Origin of the sequence: Thalassotalea profundi (assembly GCF_014653195.1) — a bacterium.
GTDB lineage: Bacteria > Pseudomonadota > Gammaproteobacteria > Enterobacterales > Alteromonadaceae > Thalassotalea_B > Thalassotalea_B profundi.
Genome location: NZ_BNAH01000002.1, coordinates 389,826 through 408,027, shown reverse-complemented (window position 1 = coordinate 408,027; position 18,202 = coordinate 389,826). Strand labels below are relative to the sequence as shown.

The 18,202-nt window shown below is 36.9% G+C and carries 19 protein-coding genes and 1 other RNA gene; 14 read left to right on the top strand and 6 right to left on the bottom strand.

Features of this window, described 5'->3' with window-relative positions:
* Window positions 1–455 precede the first annotated feature (455 nt).
* From IE155_RS03985 to IE155_RS03945, 9 genes are all read left to right on the top strand, one after another.
* A complete protein-coding gene (locus tag IE155_RS03985) occupies window positions 456–2,612 on the top strand; it encodes an adenosylcobalamin-dependent ribonucleoside-diphosphate reductase (protein WP_189376805.1) in 2,157 nt (718 codons plus the stop codon).
* A 64-nt stretch (window positions 2,613–2,676) separates the two neighbouring features.
* A complete protein-coding gene (locus IE155_RS03980; protein WP_189376804.1) occupies window positions 2,677–3,381 on the top strand; it encodes a TSCPD domain-containing protein in 705 nt (234 codons plus the stop codon).
* Window positions 3,382–3,623: 242 nt separating this feature from the next.
* A complete protein-coding gene (rplM, locus tag IE155_RS03975; protein ID WP_189376803.1) occupies window positions 3,624–4,052 on the top strand; it encodes a 50S ribosomal protein L13 in 429 nt (142 codons plus the stop codon).
* Window positions 4,053–4,055: 3 nt separating this feature from the next.
* Entirely contained in the window at window positions 4,056–4,448 is a 393-nt protein-coding gene (gene rpsI, locus IE155_RS03970) for a 30S ribosomal protein S9 (RefSeq protein ID WP_189376802.1), read from the top strand.
* 311 nt (window positions 4,449–4,759) lie between these two features.
* Window positions 4,760–5,350, top strand: a complete 591-nt coding sequence (gene petA / locus IE155_RS03965) for a ubiquinol-cytochrome c reductase iron-sulfur subunit (RefSeq protein WP_189376801.1) — start codon at window positions 4,760–4,762, stop codon at window positions 5,348–5,350.
* Window positions 5,350–6,612, top strand: coding sequence for a cytochrome b (locus tag IE155_RS03960; RefSeq protein ID WP_189376800.1), 1,263 nt, complete (start codon window positions 5,350–5,352; stop codon window positions 6,610–6,612). The genes petA and IE155_RS03960 overlap by 1 nt, the downstream gene beginning before the upstream one ends.
* Window positions 6,612–7,310, top strand: coding sequence for a cytochrome c1 (locus IE155_RS03955; RefSeq protein WP_189376799.1), 699 nt, complete (start codon window positions 6,612–6,614; stop codon window positions 7,308–7,310). Before IE155_RS03960 ends, IE155_RS03955 begins: the two co-directional genes overlap by 1 nt.
* Before the next feature lie 101 nt (window positions 7,311–7,411).
* The gene (sspA, locus tag IE155_RS03950; protein WP_189376798.1) at window positions 7,412–8,053 is read left to right on the top strand and encodes a stringent starvation protein SspA; all 642 of its coding nucleotides are present in this window, start codon (window positions 7,412–7,414) and stop codon (window positions 8,051–8,053) included.
* On the top strand, window positions 8,053–8,514 hold the full coding sequence (locus IE155_RS03945) for a ClpXP protease specificity-enhancing factor (RefSeq protein WP_189376797.1): 462 nt from the start codon (window positions 8,053–8,055) through the stop codon (window positions 8,512–8,514). Before sspA ends, IE155_RS03945 begins: the two co-directional genes overlap by 1 nt.
* Before the next feature lie 103 nt (window positions 8,515–8,617).
* Here IE155_RS03945 and dolP read toward each other — a convergent pair whose 3' ends face one another.
* From dolP to IE155_RS03925, 4 genes are read right to left on the bottom strand one after another with little or no spacing between them, the layout of a single operon-like run.
* On the bottom strand, window positions 8,618–9,193 hold the full coding sequence (gene dolP, locus IE155_RS03940) for a division/outer membrane stress-associated lipid-binding lipoprotein (RefSeq protein ID WP_189376796.1): 576 nt from the start codon (window positions 9,191–9,193) through the stop codon (window positions 8,618–8,620).
* A 1-nt stretch (window position 9,194) separates the two neighbouring features.
* The gene (locus IE155_RS03935; RefSeq protein WP_189376795.1) at window positions 9,195–9,785 is read right to left on the bottom strand and encodes a phosphoheptose isomerase; all 591 of its coding nucleotides are present in this window, start codon (window positions 9,783–9,785) and stop codon (window positions 9,195–9,197) included.
* A gap of 11 nt (window positions 9,786–9,796) precedes the next feature.
* A complete protein-coding gene (locus IE155_RS03930) occupies window positions 9,797–10,192 on the bottom strand; it encodes a YraN family protein (protein WP_229817011.1) in 396 nt (131 codons plus the stop codon).
* Window positions 10,176–12,032 (bottom strand): penicillin-binding protein activator, encoded by a 1,857-nt coding sequence (locus IE155_RS03925; protein ID WP_189376794.1) that lies wholly within the window; start codon window positions 12,030–12,032, stop codon window positions 10,176–10,178. Before IE155_RS03925 ends, IE155_RS03930 begins: the two co-directional genes overlap by 17 nt.
* Before the next feature lie 91 nt (window positions 12,033–12,123).
* On the opposite strand from IE155_RS03925, the gene rsmI reads away from it, so the two are divergent.
* The gene (gene rsmI, locus IE155_RS03920) at window positions 12,124–12,975 is read left to right on the top strand and encodes a 16S rRNA (cytidine(1402)-2'-O)-methyltransferase (RefSeq protein WP_189376793.1); all 852 of its coding nucleotides are present in this window, start codon (window positions 12,124–12,126) and stop codon (window positions 12,973–12,975) included.
* Between the two features lie 36 nt (window positions 12,976–13,011).
* On the opposite strand, the gene IE155_RS03915 is transcribed toward rsmI, so the two are convergent.
* On the bottom strand, window positions 13,012–13,665 hold the full coding sequence (locus IE155_RS03915; RefSeq protein WP_189376792.1) for a glutathione S-transferase family protein: 654 nt from the start codon (window positions 13,663–13,665) through the stop codon (window positions 13,012–13,014).
* 129 nt (window positions 13,666–13,794) lie between these two features.
* On the opposite strand from IE155_RS03915, the gene rnpB reads away from it, so the two are divergent.
* Window positions 13,795–14,214, top strand: an RNA gene (rnpB, locus tag IE155_RS03910) — RNase P RNA component class A.
* Between the two features lie 455 nt (window positions 14,215–14,669).
* Window positions 14,670–14,813: a DUF2149 domain-containing protein gene (locus IE155_RS03905; RefSeq protein WP_189376791.1), complete on the top strand. Its 144-nt coding sequence runs from the start codon at window positions 14,670–14,672 to the stop codon at window positions 14,811–14,813.
* Window positions 14,814–14,862: 49 nt separating this feature from the next.
* On the opposite strand, the gene IE155_RS03900 is transcribed toward IE155_RS03905, so the two are convergent.
* Window positions 14,863–15,642, bottom strand: coding sequence for a transporter substrate-binding domain-containing protein (locus tag IE155_RS03900; protein WP_189376790.1), 780 nt, complete (start codon window positions 15,640–15,642; stop codon window positions 14,863–14,865).
* A 337-nt stretch (window positions 15,643–15,979) separates the two neighbouring features.
* Between IE155_RS03900 and IE155_RS03895 the strand changes: the two genes are divergently transcribed.
* The gene (locus tag IE155_RS03895; RefSeq protein ID WP_189376789.1) at window positions 15,980–16,843 is read left to right on the top strand and encodes a PA4780 family RIO1-like protein kinase; all 864 of its coding nucleotides are present in this window, start codon (window positions 15,980–15,982) and stop codon (window positions 16,841–16,843) included.
* A gap of 98 nt (window positions 16,844–16,941) precedes the next feature.
* Entirely contained in the window at window positions 16,942–18,150 is a 1,209-nt protein-coding gene (locus IE155_RS03890) for an IS256 family transposase (RefSeq protein WP_189376788.1), read from the top strand.
* Window positions 18,151–18,202: the final 52 nt, after the last annotated feature.

Sequence of the window (18,202 nt, the reverse complement as noted above, 5' to 3'; positions counted from 1 at the left end):
CTAAAATCATATTAATATAATGACCGCTTTGGGCTTTTTTTATCAAATTATAATTCTTGATTTTACAGGTTTTTGATTGAATTAAGTACAATTCTCTTATCAAACGCAGGGCTGATTTGTATCGGTTAAAATGTCGCTAGATAAGCGAAGGCTAACGTCCGGTTTCGTATCAAAGTGACTATTGGGGTTAGTGATTTTTAATAACCTTTCACAACCGCTCTAGGTTTATAGCAGTCTTTAGTTATCAAACACAAATGTCCGCTTTGGGCTTTTTGCAACATCAATAAATTACTATATCTAGTAGTACTCAATATCTAAAGTATCAGTATATGGTGTTTTGGCGTGATCCAGATCACAATATCTTGTGTTTTAAGTTTTATAAATAAATATATTCAGTAGCATTGAGCAATCGTACGAAATAGTTAAATTGCGAACAATAATGAAAAGGAAAAACAATGACGACTGAATCTACTGCCACTACCACTGAATCAATTGAGCTGCAGCCAGCCTCATGGGATATCTGGGATAAAAAATATCGTTTAAAAGATAAACATGGTAATCCACAAGAACATACTACCAGTGATACTTTCCACCGAGTGGCAAAAACATTAGCCTCAATCGAGCCTAAAAATAAAAAGCATTGGCAAGAAAAATTTATTTGGGCAATGGAGTGTGGTGCTTATCCTGCTGGGAGGATAATTTCAAATGCGGGCGCTGAACATTTTAAGCCTGCCACATCAACCATAAATTGCACGGTTTCAGGAACAATAGATGATTCAATGACGGGGATTTTGTCGCAAGTGCATCAAGCTGGACTTACCTTAAAAGCAGGTTGCGGTATCGGTTACGAGTTTTCCACTTTACGGCCAAGCGGCGCTTATGTGGCAGGTGCTGGAGCTACTACGTCTGGCCCTTTATCTTTCATGGATATCTTCGATAAAATGTGCTTCACCATAAGTTCTGCTGGTGGGCGGCGTGGTGCACAAATGGGCGTGTTTGATATTTGTCATCCAGACGTTAAAGAATTTATTTTGGCAAAAAGAGAAGATGGACGATTACGACAATTTAATTTATCACTACTGATTAGCGATAATTTCATGGATGCGGTTAAAAAAGATCAAGATTGGCCATTGGTATTTCCTATATCTCATAAAGAGCTAAGCGCAGACAATATTGATTTAAATGACGCTTCGTTAATTCATTTCAAAGAAAATTGTTACAGCGATGAATTTATAAAAGCCCATGATTATATTGTAAATGAACAAGGACTGATCGCCTGTAAAATATATCAAACACTGCCAGCAGCTAGGCTGTGGGATATGATCATGAGCAATACTTTTGATTACGCAGAGCCTGGTTTTTTATTGATCGATCATGCTAATGATATGAACAATAATTGGTTTTGTGAGCAATTGCGGGCCAGTAATCCTTGTGGTGAGCAAATTCTACCGCCTTATGGTGCCTGTTTATTGGGGTCAATTAACTTAGTGAAATTTGTTGAAGCACCTTTCACAACTAAAGTGAAATTTAACTGGGATAAATTTAAAGAAGTCACCAAAGTGTTTACTCGAATGCTAGATAACGTTGTTGAAATCAATGGATTACCTTTAGCTGAACAACAACAAGAAATTGAAAGTAAACGCCGACATGGTATGGGCTATTTAGGGTTAGGATCCGCATTAACCTTGCTAAAAATACCCTATAACAGTCCGCAAGCTATAGCATTTACTGAAGAAGTTTCAAAAGTATTGGCTATTACTGGTTGGCAAGAAGCACTTAATTTAGCCAAAGAAAAAGGCCCAGCGCCAATATTGGCGCAAAACTTTACGGTGACTAAAAAAATGCTATTACAACGACCTGAAATGGTGGCTGATGGTATTAAAGTAGGTGATAGCATTAAAGGTGCTGTATTACATGCAAAATATAGTCGTTATATGCAACGTATTGCCCAAGAACGACCAGAGCTGGTGGCTGAATTAGCAAAAGTAGGGGCACGTTTTACGCATCATAGTTCAATTGCCCCAACAGGTACATTAGCGTTGAGTTTAGGTAATAACGTCTCGAACGGTATTGAGCCAAGTTTTGCTCATGAATATCACCGAAATATCATTCGTGAAGGAAAAAAATCAAAAGAATCAGTAGCCGTTTCTAGTTTTGAACTCTTGGCTTACCGCCAGTTAGTTAATTCAAGAGCTTTGGCATTTACTGACGATGAAAATAAGAAATTACCTGACTATTTTATTGCAAGCGACACAATAAGCCCAGGTGCTCATGTTGATATTCAAGCTGCAGCTCAGTATTGGATAGATTCATCTATATCAAAAACTATCAATATTCCTACCGATTTTAGTTATGACAAATTTAAAAACATTTATATGTATGCTTACGACAAAGGCCTAAAAGGCTGTACTACCTTCCGTTTCAACCCTGAAGTTCACCAAGGGGTGTTAGTAAAAGAGCAAGACTTAGCGAATGTGAATTACGAATTTACTTTAGCCGATGGCACGGTAATTACAGCTAAGGGGAATGAAAACATTATTTACGATGGTGAAGTTCATAGTGCAGCTAATCTTCACGATGCTCTAAAAGAGGGCTATTACGGGAAATTATAACTTCTGTATGAAAAATAAGTAGTTAAGCCACAAGTTAAGAATAATTAAAAACTAAGGGAAATTTATGAGAGAGATTACTCAAACAATAACGTCAGCCAAAGTAAAGGTAAATGACGAGATAGTAATACCAGAGTACGAAACCAATAGTACTACTCAATATAATCAAGCTATTAAATTAAATGAAACTATCAAACGACCAGAAACTTTGGTTGGTTCTACCTATAAAATCAAACCACCAATATCTGATCATGCTTTGTACATAACGATTAATGATATTTTGTTAAACCAAGACACAGAGCAAGAATCGCGTCGCCCATTTGAGATTTTTGTCAACTCAAAAAACATGGAGTTTTATTCTTGGATAGTTGCGTTAACACGCGTTATTTCGGCAGTTTTTCGTAAAGGTGGGGACTGCACCTTTTTAGTGGAGGAACTAAAAGCAGTGTTTGATCCTAAAGGTGGCTATTATCAACGAGGCACTGGTATTTATATGCCGTCGGTTGTTGCAGATATTGGACATGTTGTTGAAACTCATTTAAAGGCACTAAATATGATGCCTGATAGCAAAATTGATAGTGAGCAACAAGCTTATATTCAACAAAAGAGAGCCGCAGTTACTAGTTCAGAGGAAGGATATAATGAAAAAGAAGATAAACATACAAGCTTTCCTTCGGCGGCAAGTAAATGTAATAAATGTTATCAAAAGTCGGTAGTGTTACTTGATGGTTGTGCTACTTGTTTAAATTGCGGTGACTCAAAATGCAGTTAACATCAATTTTATGAGAGATTTTATTCATGTTTTTACTAGAAAATCCCTCGCGATTAAAAAATATACGTGATCTTTAGGAATTACCTCTGTATAATGCGCGCTCCCTGACGTTACAAATGTCTAATATCCCCAAGATACTAGACGACGGACTCGATACTCGAAGGGGTAATGGCGTAGTCTTTTAACTGACAGTCTCATGTTGAGGTTGTTTTTTAGTAACATTTTAATATTGGGTTTTTTAAATGAAAACTTTTGTAGCTAAACCAGAAAGCGTACAACGCGAATGGTTTTTAGTGGACGCTGAGAATAAAACTCTTGGTCGTATCGCTACTGAAATTGCAAGCCGTTTACGCGGTAAGCACAAGCCAGAATACACTCCTCACTGTGATACAGGCGATTATATCGTTGTTATCAATGCTGAAAAAGTTCGTGTTACTGGTAACAAAGCGAAAGGTAAAATTTATTACTCGCATACTGAATTCCCTGGCGGTCTTAAGCAAATTAGCTTTGAAAAGTTAATTGAAAAAGCGCCAGAGCGTGCGATTGAATTTGCTGTTAAAGGTATGTTACCTAAAGGTCCTTTAGGTCGTGAAATGTACCGTAAGCTTAAAGTGTATGCTGGTGCTGAGCACAAGCATGCTGCACAACAACCACAACTTTTGGAGCTGTAAGCAATGGCTGATAATCAATATTACGGTACTGGTCGTCGCAAGAGCTCAACTGCTCGTGTGTTTATGAAAGCTGGTAACGGTGCAATTACAATTAACAAGCGTGATATTTCTGAATATTTTAGCCGTCCTACGGCTCGTATGGTTGTTCGTCAACCATTAGAATTAGTGGAAATGTTAGAAAAGTTTGACTTTAACATTACTGTTATTGGTGGTGGTATTTCTGGTCAAGCTGGCGCAATTCGTCACGGTATCACTCGTGCATTAATGGAGTTTGACGAAACTTTACGTGCTGATTTACGTAAAGCTGGTTTCGTTACTCGTGATGCTCGTAAAGTTGAACGTAAGAAAGTTGGTTTACACAAGGCTCGTAAAAAGCCACAATTTTCAAAACGTTAATATTTTATTTATCGTTCAAAAAGCCAGCACTTATGCTGGCTTTTTTATTGACATTTTTAACGTAAAACTTCTCAATTTTTAATTGAAAAAAGAATCATTTACAATAAAGGTTCATAGAAAGTCACCATAACATCTTTTTATTCATATCTAACTGAGGTTCCAGTGAAATTTCCCTTGTAAAAAATAGGGCTTTTCTTTATGATCGTAAAAATTTTTTGTCGCTAGTTTGCTTAAATAAAATGCGGTGTTACTTTATTTAAGTTAATTAACGAAATGTTTTGTTTAGATAGAATAATAATTGGAGATGTTGGATGAGCAATGCGCCCGTGAATAACGGCCGTCGACGCTTTTTAACCGCGGCTACTTCGGTAGTAGGTGGTGTAGGTGTTGTCGGTGTAGCTGTGCCTTTCATTGGATCCTGGAACCCAAGTGCCCGAGCGAAAGCTGCGGGGGCTCCAGTTGAGATCAATGTCAGCAAAGTACAGCCTGGTCAATTAATTCGTGCTGAATGGCGCGGTAAGCCTATTTATGTAATACGTCGTACCGAAGAAACGTTAAAAGCATTAGCCAATCATGAAGATCAATTACGTGATCCTGAGTCAGTTGAACCTCAACAACCTGACTATGCAACTAACGAATACCGTTCTATTAAACCTGAGTTCATGGTGGCGTTAGGGGTATGTACTCATTTAGGTTGTGCTCCTACTTACCATAAAGATGACTTCTCTGAAATGGTTGAAGGTGTTAAAGGTGGATTTTTCTGCCCTTGTCATGGTTCTAAGTTTGATTTGGCTGGTCGCGTATTTCAAGGGGTACCAGCACCATTAAATCTTGTTGTACCTGAGCATTCATTCCCAACGGAAGGCACCTTACTTATCGGTGTCGGTCAAGGAGAAGCATAATGAATAATTTTATGGCTTGGATCGAAAAGCGCTTACCTCTCATGGATGCCATGAATAAGCATGCGGCACAATATCCTGCACCGAAAAACTTCAATTTTTGGTATGTTTTTGGGATTCTAGCGTCAGTTATCTTAGTTAACCAAATTGTAACGGGTATCTGGTTAACGATGAACTACGAACCTTCTGGCGCAGGGGCATTCGCATCAATTGAATATATCATGCGTGATGTTGATTACGGTTGGTTACTACGCTACATGCACTCTACAGGGGCATCGGCTTTCTTTATCGTTATTTATATGCATATGTTCCGTGGTTTATTATATGGCTCTTATCAAAAGCCTCGCGAATTATTATGGATCTTTGGTATGTTCATCTTCTTAGTGTTGATGGCTGAAGCATTTATGGGATACCTATTACCTTGGGGTAATATGTCTTACTGGGGAGCTCAGGTTATTATATCGCTCTTTGGTGCAATTCCTGTTATTGGTGAAGAGTTAACTATTTGGATCAAAGGTGATTATGTAATTTCTGGAGCAACGTTAAATCGCTTCTTCGCATTACATGTAATTGCGTTACCATTAGTACTTGTAGTACTTGTTTTCTTACATATTCTTGCTTTGCATGAAGTTGGTTCTAACAACCCTGATGGCACTGATATTAAAAAACCTAAAGGTAGTGTTCCTCCGGAAGAGTTAAGTAAATTTAAATTTCATAAACAATATTCTGAAAAGTACGATATTGTTGATGCGATTCCGTTTCATCCATATTACACAGTGAAAGATTTAGTCGCTGTTGTTATTTTCTTGATTGTTTTTTGTTGGGTCATGTTTTTTATCCCAGAAGGTGGTGGTTACTTTATTGAGGCGCCAAACTTTGAACCAGCTAACGGATTAAAAACACCTGAGCATATTGTACCTGTATGGTATTTTGGCCCATTCTTTACCATTTTACGAGTTATCCCAGATAAATTATTTGGTATGATTGGTATGTTTGCTGCTATTGGAATGTTATTTGCGTTACCTTGGTTTGACCGCGGTATTGTTAAATCAATACGTTTTCGTAGTAAGCTACACTTTTTGAACTTAACACAGTTTGCTATTAGTTTTATTGTTTTAGGTATTTTAGGTACGCTTCCAGCAACAGATTTCTTAAATATGGTTGGTCGTGTAGCTAGCTTAGGTTACTTTGGTTTCTTTATTGCGCTTTGGTTTTACAGTAAAAATGAAAAAACTAAGCCAGTACCAGAGAGGGTGTCAGGATAATGAAAAAATTTATTATTGCAGTGTTAGCTATTTTACCTACTTTGGTATTTGCAGCAGGCCCTAGCGCACAACTTGATAGTGCGAATAACGACCTAGCGGATAAAGAGTCTTTAAAACGAGGCTTTCAATCGTACATTAATTACTGCCTTGCGTGTCACCAATTAAAGTATCAACGTTATAACCGTACGTTCGCCGATTTAGGTATCGATGAAAAAGAAGGTGTTGCTAACTGGATGCCTACAGGTGAAAAGCCAGGTGATCACATTACTAACAATATGCCAGCAAAAGAAGCGGCGAAATGGTTTGGTACTGCGCCACCTGATTTAACATTAGAAGCTCGCTTTAGAAGTCCAGATTATATTTATACATATTTACACTCTTTTTATGTTGATGAAAACCGTCCGTTCGGTGTTAACAATAAAGTATTTAGAGATGTGGGTATGCCTCATGTGTTGCAAAATTTGCAAGGTGTGAGAACAATGGATGAACACGGTAATTTATCAGCTGCAACTGGTGGAACAATGTCACCAGAGCAATATGATAACTTTGTTCGTGATTTGACCAACTTTTTAGAATATGTTGGAGAGCCAAATAAACTGGAGCGTAAAGCTTTAGGCTATTGGGTAATTGGATTCTTATTTATCTTATTAATCTTTGCGTATTTATTAAAAGTTGAATATTGGAGAGATGTTCACTAAATGTGAATAATCCACTTTTATATAAGTGGAGATAACATCTTTCTTTGGGGGCATATAGCCCCCTTTATTAGTTTTACATTATTTGAATTATTGGAGGCGAAATGGCCGTTGCTGCAAACAAACGCTCTGTGATGACGTTATATTCACATGCAGATAATATGTATAGCCATCAAACACGTATTGTGTTGGCGGAAAAAGGCGTTGGTGTAGACATACATTTAGTGGATTTGGCTAATTTGCCTGAAGATCTTTTAGATCTAAACCCGTACGGTACAGTTCCTACTTTAATTGACCGAGAATTAGCATTATATGAAGCTTCAATTATTATTGAATATTTAGATGAGCGCTTTCCTCACCCACCATTGATGCCTGTTTATCCGGTATCACGTGGTCGTAGTCGATTAATGATGCACCGCATTGAAAATGACTGGTATAGTCTAGCTAAAATTATTTTAGATGGACCTGCAGATGAAGCTGAAAAAGCTCGCTTGGAATTAAAAGAAAGCTTATTGAGCGTAGCGCCTATTCTTAATGAAGCGCCTTATTTTATGAGTGAAGAATTTAGTTTAGTGGATTGTTATTTAGCTCCTTTATTATGGCGTTTACCTGCAATGGGAATTGAGTTGGATGGACAGGGTTCTAAAGAAATGAAGTCATACATGCTTAAATTGTTTGAACGTGAATCATTTCAAGCTTCATTAACAGAAGCTGAGCGTGAACTACGTTTTGGTCATGAAGGTTAATGACAGATAAAATGACATCGACTAAGCCTTATATTGTTAGGGCTTTTTACGATTGGATCTCAGATAATGAATTAACACCTTACATTGTTGCTGATGTTTCAGTTTATGGCGTGATAGTGCCGATGGCTTTCGTAAATGATGGTCAAATAACTTTAAATATCTCATCTTCAGCTGTTGGTGCAATTTCAATGCTGGGTGATCAAATTGAATTCAGTGCACGGTTTGCAGGAAAACTTGAACATTTAGTTATTCCTTATGGTGCTGTAGCAGCAATTTATGCGAAAGAAAACGGTGCTGGTACTCAATTACCAATTGAACACCCTGAAGTTGAAGAGCAGGCGTCGTCAAAAACGATAGCCAGTGAATTAAAGAGTGTTGACTGCTCAACAAGTGAAAAAAGTAAAGCTGAAACTAAGTCTAAAAGTGAAAAGTCACGCCCGAGTTTAAAAGTGATTAAATAGCTGAACTATAGCGTATTACTTAATATAAAAATCCACCTTTTTGGTGGATTTTTATATTTAAGCCGCTAATTTTAGTGAACTTTAAGACGAGTACAGTAAGAACTTATTCACTGATATATTCAAACATTTTAAATACGCGGTTAACGCCGCCAACATTACGAGCTATTTCTACAGCCTTATCACCGTCTTGTTTTTTCACTAGGCCCATGAGAAAAACTTCCCCATTTTCAGTGATGACTTTAACGTTTGATGCATCAAGAGAGTTACTTTTGAAAATAGCTGTTTTAACTTTTGATGTAATCCACACATCGTTACTACGCGTTGTAATGGCCGTTAAATTACTAATACGAATTTGATTATGTATTTGTTGAACACCGTTGATTTTTTCAATAGTTTTAATCGCTAATTCTTTTAAATAAGCATTAGTGGCTTGGCCAACAACTAAAACACTGCCATTAAGACTCACGACCTGTAAATTTGTATTATCAGATAAACCTTCAACTTTTCTTAAAGCACTATGGGCTTCTAACTCTAATTGTTGATCATTAATCTGTGTACCAATTGTTCTATTATCTGTAGCAATAGCTGCTCCACCAACTACACCGACAACAGCAGCAGCCATACAGCCTTGTAATATTGCCGCCGTAGCTAGTACTACAATACTCTTAGATAGTTTCATATTAGCTTTCTTCTTGTGGGAATAAGGTAGTATCTATCATATCGCATAAACAATGAATTGCGACCAAATGAACTTCTTGAATACGTGCGGTACGACCTGAAGGTACACGGATCTCAACATCATTCTCTCCAAGTAAACCGGCAATGTCTCCACCGTCTTTACCGGTTAACGCAACAATAGGCATGTCTCGAGCTAGTGCTGCCTCAATGGCTTTAATAACATTACTAGAGTTACCACTTGTTGAAATAGCTAATAAAACATCGCCTTGGTTGCCTAATGCTCGTACTTGTTTAGAGAATACTTCATCCCAATGATAGTCATTAGCGATAGAGGTGAGGGTCGAGCTGTCAGTGGTTAAGGCAATGGCGGGTAAGCTAGGGCGTTCAGTCTCATATCGATTAAGTAATTCAGCAGAAAAATGTTGAGCATCAGCAGCAGAACCACCATTACCACAAGCAAGAATTTTATGACCATTAAGTAAACTTTGTACCATGATCATACCGGCTTGCTCTAGTGGTGCGGCAAGGACCTCACTGGCAGCAATTTTGGTTTGAATACTTTCTGTAAAGTTACTTTTGATTCGATCTAACATTAGTATCACTCTCAGTTAAAGGCATTTTTAAGCCAGTTAATTTGTGGTTTTGCAATACTGTTAATATTGCCTTCAATAGCAACCACATCGAAACGGTAAGCGGTATTATATTCATTTAATCCATGTTGTTGGAGATAAATAGCCGCAGTTTTGATAATTTTTTGTTGCTTCTTAGTTGATATGGCAGAAATAGCGCCGCCAAATACCGTATTTTTTCGGTATTTTACTTCAATAAAAACGAATACCTCATTGTCTTTCATTATTAGGTCTATTTCGCCCCAACGACTATGAAAGTTCTGCTCAATAAAAATTAAACCTTCCTCTTGGATATGTTCTTTAGCAATTTGTTCCGCAAGTTGTCCGTGTGTATTAGAATAATTTTTATCTTTATTAGCGATCCATCGCAATTTCTTCTGCCTTATCGTTTTGATATTTTCCCCAAAGTAAACTTCGGCTGAGAATATTGTTAGTATTTAATTGCAATATACCTGTTTGCCCAAAATGGCGAACATATGGGTGCTGTTGCATAGCAAATATCTTATCTATAAGGCTTAAGCTGTCGTAACCCATTGCAAAGATTCTCTCCAGGCCATCACTTCGGTTTGGCCAAAGTTTGTGGCTAAGTTGGTGTAATGAAGTGTTTTGCTGTGAGCTAGATAAAAGCCAAGGCATTTCAGTGAATATTAACCCCGCTAAATCTCTTGAGTCACTGGCATCAGATTGAGCACTATGGCTGCGAGAGCTAGCATATACAGGAATACGTTTAGCAAAGGGGCTAATATTGACGTCAATAAATGGCTTAAGTAACCGAGTCTCAGATACTGAGCCAACGACATAAATCATATCTATATCACGACGATTTCTTGGTTCGCTACCTAATTTTTGTTTAATGCGAGATTTAATTCTATTGATACGCGTTTCACTATTATCAATACCTAAGCTGGTTTTTAATACCTTTTGCATGTTTTTATCACGATCAAAGTATACGACATCAGGTGTCGTTGATGTGATTTTTTGCCATGTATTTAAAAAGGTTTGAGTAATGCGTTGGCTAACATTATCTCGATGGCTTAATACTAATGGGTGCTTAAACTGTTTATTACTTAATGTTGTAGCCGCTTGAATAGCTTCATCTTCGGGACGCATTGAAAAGGCGACTTGATGCGCTTTTAATGTTAACTCACTTGGAATATTCAGTAGTAAAGTTGGTATAGTTAATTCTTCTAACGCTAAATAAGCATCAACGTTTTCTCTCAATAATGGTCCAATAACATAATCAACATTAAGTTCTGTTAACTGTTGGGGTAATTGCGCCATATCGAGTTGCTCTGCATCAATAAAATGTAGTGTTTTCTCACTATCATTATTAAATGCCGCTAATATTCCTTGCTGAGCGACCTTGCCAGCGAGTTCCTGCTTACCTGTCAATGGTAATATAATTGCTATATTTTCAAGTTTATTAATTTGTGAATTAATTAAAGTAGTTTGTAATTGCTGAACAATTATATTGCCAGGATGCGTTGGGTAACTTCTCTGCCATTGGGTCAAATAACGTTGAAACGTGTCATTGTTATCACCAAACTTAAAAGCAAAGTTGATTAATTGTTGCCAACCTTTAAAAAAAGGAGGATTACGCATAGCTAATTGCTCAATTTGCCAATTAGATAGGTGAGATAAACGTTGCCAAATAAAATTTACATCGTTATCTGTTACATTATTGTTTTTAGCAAATGCGTGTAATTGCGCGTCTACGCTACTAATAATATCATCACGTAATATAAGTAATTCTTGTTTTAAAGTTAGGTAGCGCAATGAGGGCTCAATAGAGTATTTGTGTTGAAGTTCTTCAATTAGATTATATACTTCAGTTGCGGTTTCGACTTGTTGTAATGAAGTTAGCCCTTGCAATTTAATTAATTGTAATTGTATTTTCTTATCTGGCTCTTCAATAAATGTTAATAATTGGTGAGCTAACCAAATAGCTTGATGATATTGCTGCTCAATTAGCAACTGCTCACTAGCAGAAATTAATTCAATACTAGCTTGCTCAACAGGCAGATCTTGTGCATTTTGAATTAACTGTGAGGCACTTAATATAGATGATTGAACTTGATGAATATTCGTAATTTGTTCTGATACTTTTATTCTTTTACTCGGTTGATTTGAAGAACAACTGATAAGTACGCAGCCTGTTAAAATGACGCATAAAAAACTGGGTAAACTACAATTTATTTTATAAAAGCTCAAAGTTAAATCCTGCGCGTTGCAATAGTGGTATATAAGCAGTAGTGGTATATAATAAACGTCATTTCTTTGAGTCTCAATATAAGTAATTCATATGACTACTACATTTGTCGAACCAAGCACATTATACATAGTGGCAACGCCAATCGGCAATCTTGCTGATATTAGTCAACGAGCATTAACTATATTAGAGCATGTTGATGTTATTGCTTGTGAAGACACTCGACACACCCAAAAATTATTATCTGCTTATTCGATCAAAAATAAAACGTTATCGTTACATGACCATAATGAAACTTATCGACAAACGCAAATAGAAGAAATGCTTAATGAAGGCAAAAGTATTGCTTTAGTGTCAGATGCAGGCACTCCATTAATTAGTGATCCTGGCTATCATATTGTGAGCTATTTAAAACAACTTAATCATAAAGTTGTTCCTATTCCGGGAGCATGTGCTGCCATAACAGCATTGTCTGCCGCCGGATTAGCTACAGATAAGTTCTCTTTTGAAGGTTTTTTACCTTCTAAACAAGGTGCTAGACAAAAAGTATTAACTGAACTGGTTAATGAGTCACGTACCATGGTTTTTTATGACGCACCACGCCGAGCAATTGATACGGTAGGCGATATTGTTGAAGTTTTTGGTAGTGATAGAAAAATAGTAATAGCACGAGAATTAACCAAAACCTTTGAAACTATTCATAGTGATACTGCGGGTGACTTTTTAAAGTGGCTTGAGCAAGATCCCAATCAACTAAAAGGCGAAATGGTATTAATAATTGAAGGTTTTAAAGCTGATCCTAATGCTATTCCTAACAAAGCAATAGAAACACTCAAAATATTGCTTACCCATATGAAACCTAAAATTGCTTGCGCAATTATTGCCGATATTTATGACATTAAAAAGAATTCACTTTATGAAATAGCTTTAGAACTGAAAGATTAGGGTGTCGACTCGAATCTAAAAGCTAAACACGAAAGGTTACTTCTCCAATGGCGTAATGGAATAATTAGCAATATCAGCCCCTAATTTAACACAGCGTTGAAAAGCAGAGCGTGACTTTAAACGCTGCAAATAAGTTAAGGTTTGTGGTTGATAGTTACTTGCTAAACCTAATAACTCACCCAAATAAAGTGCATACCCAACAGCAATGTCGGCAATGGTGAACCTATTATTAACCAAGTACTCTTGCTCAATTAAGCGTTGATTAACCATTTTAAGTCGTGATAGAAACCAAATTTTATAGTCTTGAACAATTTGTGAATTTTGTCGGTTTTTGGGTTCAAATTGTGAATATCGTAATAATAAAGTTTGTGGGAAGGTTAAAGTAGCATCGCTTTGAAAAAGCCAGTTTAAATAATCGCCGTAATTTTTATTACTATTTTCAACACCAAAATGACCTTGGTTATAGTGTTCAACTAAATACAATAACATTGCGCTTGATTCTGTTAGATTGGTATTGTCGTCTATTAACAAAGGCACTGTACCTAAAGGGTTTAATGCTAAGTACTCTTTTGCTAATACGCGAGGTGGAAAAGGTAGGCAATGTAATTCATAAGGTAATTGCATTTCCTCCAATGCCCAAAGTACGCGTAAAGAACGAGTGTTGTGGCAATGCCAAAGTTTAATCGTCATTTATGTAGCTCTTATCGCTATTTCTACCATTTTAATGTGGGCTAATATATCACTACTGATTTTTATAGGAAATTATCTTGAGATGATTTACTCATTGGTATTAACTTGTTTTTAAGGTATTATCCGCCGCGAGTTGACTAGACAATCGCTGCTTTATCGTTGTATTTGTTGTTTCGGCATTAGATATACGGGTAAAGGGGAGGAAAGTCCGGGCTCCATTGAGCAGGGTGCCAGGTAACGCCTGGGAGGCGCAAGCCTACGACAAGTGCAGCAGAGAGAAGACCGCCGATGGTTATCTTTCGAGATTTCACAGGTAAGGCTGAAAGGGTGCGGTAAGAGCGCACCGGACCACTGGTAACAGCTGGTTGCAGGGTAAACTCCACCCGGAGCAAGACCAAATAGGGTTTCATTACTTTAAATAGTATACGCGTGGCTCGCGTGGAAACCGGGTAGGTTGCTTGAGCCTTAGAGCGATTTAAGGCCTAGACGAATGATTGTCACTTTTCTTTTGAAAAGCTACAGAACCCGGCTTATGTGTCAGCTCACTAATTTTAGTAACCGCTTGTTTTTGCAAGCGGCTTACTAAAACCTATTACACTTCAAATTGTTAGATTCAAAGAATAGTACATGGCGTGATATACGGTTTGTTTCCTATTTCAACTTTTCAGTTTCAAAAATTCACATAGAAATATGTTTTAGCAACACTTTTTGCCTGATATGACTTATACACAATTTCAAATAGTAATAATTTGGTACACGTTTTGATTAACGGTGCATTATTCAACTAAGTTAAATGAAAGTAATTGCTGGTACTAAGTATTTTGATATATGCTGTGCATTTTTATTTTTGAATAAACTACCTAATCTATTTGTGGCTGCTAATTCATTTTAGATGTTTTTTTATATTTACGTTTAAATTTTGTTGATAATATTTTCTTTGTTATTTTAATTTCGTTGTTTAAAGTAATAATGCCTCTAACTAAGTCTCCAGTTAAGCTATATTGTTGCATACCAAAGAAGAAGGGAAAATTGTACGCTATAAAGCAGAAAGCTCTGATAACGTTTCTCAAGTTAAAGGGAAAAAAGTTGGTTCCGCTTATCAATTGGGTAATGGCGAAATTATTTATATTCCTGATGGCGATTTATAGAGATTACTTGGGCTTTTGAGTTTTCCTTCGCAGCAATACGAGGGAAACGTTAAGTACTTTTATTAATCCATTTATCTCTTTCTTCAAGCCAATTGATGTATTCTTTTTCATTGTACCCTACGTCTAAAAATAATTGTTTTACTTTCCCTGTACTAATCAATTTTTCGATAGCTGAATCAATACGTTTCGCAATACTAATCATTCTAGGTGTTTGATTATAGATAGTATGAATGGTTTTAGTGACCAAAGGAGGCTGAACTGCAAAAATACAGTTTTTGTTTAATATTTTTTTTGCTCTCACTGTACAATATGTGTTGGCGAGAGATTCAGTAAAAATAGCGTAGTCTAATTTTTGTTTAACGAGTAGATCGAATAATTCCTCGGAGCTACTTTTTTGATAAATACTATTAAAGCCAATACTTTTAGCTAAACCATCAGCAACTGATTTTGTAGTAGTACCAATTATTTTATGTTCTTTGTTAATCTCTTCCAGTGGCAATGATTCTGGCTGAAAAGAATACAAATAAAGATTATCAAAGGATAATGGTTGACTGAAAACGCTAAACCTTTCACGTTCATGGGTATAGTAGCCAGCAATTAGCATATCAAGTTGTTTCTTCTCAATAGCATTTAAAGCCCTTAGCCATAAATATTGTTTAGTTTTTAAAGTTATACCTTCGTTTTTTGCTGCTAATTGAAAAAGTTGCCAAGTGAGATTGTATGAACGTGAATACTTGATGTGATTATCATGATTAGCATAAAGCGCTACAGATATGCTTTCAGCAAAACTAAAAATAGGAAAAAGAAGTAAGAAAATAAATATTTTCATAGTAAGTTGAAAGCGTAATCTAATAGTAAAGTTATTATAAAAGGGTTAATACAACTGATAAAGCTGATGCATTATGCGCTTTTGGTAAGGCAAATAAAAGTGATTAGCAAAGAAAATAATCGATTAAGGTTGTTTCTATGTGCCACTATAATATTGTTGCAGGGTTTAACATATTATAGAAAGTAAAATATTTTATGATCGTTTATACTGTATTTGTTTTTTATAGAAAATTGAAAAATTCATCAAAATTTCTTTGATGGTGTCAAAACATCAAACATGAAGTAAAAATTGGTCGTAATGTTAAATAATTATTTTTTAAACCGCTGTTGATTACTCAATGAAAATTCCAAAAAGAATCCAACCTTTAGTTGATGATGGACTAGTCGATGAAGTAATCTCGCAATTGATGAGTGGCAAAGAGGCTACGGTATATACTGTTCGTTCAGGTGATACTATTCGCTGCGCTAAAGTTTATAAAGAGGCGAATAAACGTAGTTTCAAAAAAGCGGCACAATATCAAGAAGGACGTAAAAGTCGTAATAGCCGTCGAGCAAGAGCCATGGAAAAAGGTTCCAAATTTGGCCGTGCTCAACAAGAAGATGCATGGCAAAATGCTGAAGTTGATGCCTTGTATAAACTGGCTGTTGCTGGCGTAAGAGTACCAGAACCTTTTGGTTGCTTTGATGGTGTTTTATTGATGGAACTTATTACCGACGAAAATGGTGATGTGTCTCCACGATTAAATGACATTAGCATGTCGGCGGAACAAGCAATTGAAGATCACGATGTTATGATGGTGTATATCATGCGAATGCTGTGTGCTGGCATTATACATGGTGATTTATCTGAATTTAATGTATTAGTTGATCAGTATGGTCCAGTGATCATTGATTTACCACAAGCGGTAGACGCAGCGGCAAATAATAATGCTAAAAGTATGCTAGATCGCGACGTAATGAATATGACCACATATTATAGTCAATATGCCCCTGAATTATTAAAAACGCGCTATGCCGATGAAATGTGGGCGCTTTATGAAAAAGGTGAGTTGACCCCCGATACAGAATTAACAGGCTACTTTAAAGAAAACACTGAGTCTGCTGATGTTGATACCGTTCTTGAAGAAATCAAAGCAGCATTTTTAGAAGAGGAAGCGCGAATTGAACGAATTCGGCAGGCTAATTCTGACGAGATGGAGTAATAATTACCATTTGGCATAATTAGCCAAATGGACCCTGTAACAAAATCTGTGTAACTGCCTATCATTAATACCCATGTAGGGTTTAGGATAGGCATACTATGAATAAGAAAGAACTTGAAGCGTTTGCGAAGCAAGCCGCTAAATCGATTAAAACCGAAGCAGACTTAACTGACTTTCGTAAAATGCTAACTAAGGTAACGGTTGAAGCAGCACTTAACGCTGAATTAGACGAACACCTTGGTTATGCCCGCCATGAACAATCTGAGCATCAGAATTACCGTAATGGTTATTCACCTAAAACCATTCGTACAGAAGATGGCGAGGTTGATTTAAACGCACCTCGTGACAGAGACTCCAGTTTTGAGCCTCAGCTCGTTAAGAAAAACCAAACCCGTTTTACTTCGATGGATGACAAGATTTTATACCTGTATTCCAAAGGTATGACAACGCGAGATATCGTCGCAACGTTCAAAGAAATGTATGATGCTGATGTCTCACCAACACTTATTTCTAGAGTGACCAATGCGGTTATTGAACAAGTGGTTGAATGGCAAGCGAGACCACTCGATGCCGTTTACCCCATCGTTTATCTGGATTGTATCGTGGTTAAAATCAGGCAAGACAAACAAGTTATCAATAAAGCCGTTTACCTTGCGCTTGGCGTCAATGTTGAAGGCCATAAAGAATTGCTTGGCATGTGGATATCAGAAAATGAAGGCGCTAAGTTTTGGCTCAATGTGCTCACTGAGCTGCAAAATCGAGGCGTCAAAGATATCCTCATCGCTTGTGTTGATGGGCTAAAAGGATTTCCTGATGCGATTAATACCGTTTACCCTGATACGCAAATTCAGCTCTGCATTGTCCATATGGTGCGTAATTCATTGAAGTTTGTGCCCTGGAAAGACTACAAAGCTATCACAGCCGATTTAAAACGTATTTACCAATCCGTCACTGAAGATGACGCTTTGTTGTCACTTGAGCAATTTGAACAGCGCTGGGATAGCAAATACCCCAACATATCGCGCTCGTGGCGTAATAACTGGCAAAACGTCAGTACGCTATTTAATTACCCTGAGGATATACGCAAAGCAATTTATACCACTAACGCCATTGAGTCACTGAACAGTGTTATTCGTAAAGCGATTAAAAAGCGTAAGTTATTTCCTCATGATGATTCAGCGAAGAAAGTAATCTATTTAGCGATTGAGCAAGCATCGAAAAAATGGACGATGCCGATAAGAAATTGGAAAACGGCCTTGAATCGATTTATGATTGAATTCGAAGACCGTTTGAAAGATGTTATTTAAACTTGGCAGTTACACAAAATGTGTTACAGGGTCGCCAAATGGTAATTTATGA

Bases quoted from the DNA above. Each gene is read 5' to 3' on its own strand.
- IE155_RS03895 (WP_189376789.1), top strand. From the start codon at position 15,980: ATGAAAATTCCAAAAAGAATCCAACCTTTAGTTGATGATGGACTAGTC.
- rpsI (WP_189376802.1), top strand. From the start codon at position 4,056: ATGGCTGATAATCAATATTACGGTACTGGTCGTCGCAAGAGCTCAACT.
- IE155_RS03945 (WP_189376797.1), top strand. From the start codon at position 8,053: ATGACAGATAAAATGACATCGACTAAGCCTTATATTGTTAGGGCTTTT.
- IE155_RS03980 (WP_189376804.1), top strand. From the start codon at position 2,677: ATGAGAGAGATTACTCAAACAATAACGTCAGCCAAAGTAAAGGTAAAT.
- sspA (WP_189376798.1), top strand. From the start codon at position 7,412: ATGGCCGTTGCTGCAAACAAACGCTCTGTGATGACGTTATATTCACAT.
- IE155_RS03960 (WP_189376800.1), top strand. From the start codon at position 5,350: ATGAATAATTTTATGGCTTGGATCGAAAAGCGCTTACCTCTCATGGAT.
- IE155_RS03890 (WP_189376788.1), top strand. From the start codon at position 16,942: ATGAATAAGAAAGAACTTGAAGCGTTTGCGAAGCAAGCCGCTAAATCG.
- IE155_RS03985 (WP_189376805.1), top strand. From the start codon at position 456: ATGACGACTGAATCTACTGCCACTACCACTGAATCAATTGAGCTGCAG.
- IE155_RS03935 (WP_189376795.1), bottom strand. From the start codon at position 9,785: ATGTTAGATCGAATCAAAAGTAACTTTACAGAAAGTATTCAAACCAAA.
- IE155_RS03915 (WP_189376792.1), bottom strand. From the start codon at position 13,665: ATGACGATTAAACTTTGGCATTGCCACAACACTCGTTCTTTACGCGTA.
- IE155_RS03900 (WP_189376790.1), bottom strand. From the start codon at position 15,642: ATGAAAATATTTATTTTCTTACTTCTTTTTCCTATTTTTAGTTTTGCT.
- rsmI (WP_189376793.1), top strand. From the start codon at position 12,124: ATGACTACTACATTTGTCGAACCAAGCACATTATACATAGTGGCAACG.
- IE155_RS03955 (WP_189376799.1), top strand. From the start codon at position 6,612: ATGAAAAAATTTATTATTGCAGTGTTAGCTATTTTACCTACTTTGGTA.
- petA (WP_189376801.1), top strand. From the start codon at position 4,760: ATGAGCAATGCGCCCGTGAATAACGGCCGTCGACGCTTTTTAACCGCG.
- dolP (WP_189376796.1), bottom strand. From the start codon at position 9,193: ATGAAACTATCTAAGAGTATTGTAGTACTAGCTACGGCGGCAATATTA.
- rplM (WP_189376803.1), top strand. From the start codon at position 3,624: ATGAAAACTTTTGTAGCTAAACCAGAAAGCGTACAACGCGAATGGTTT.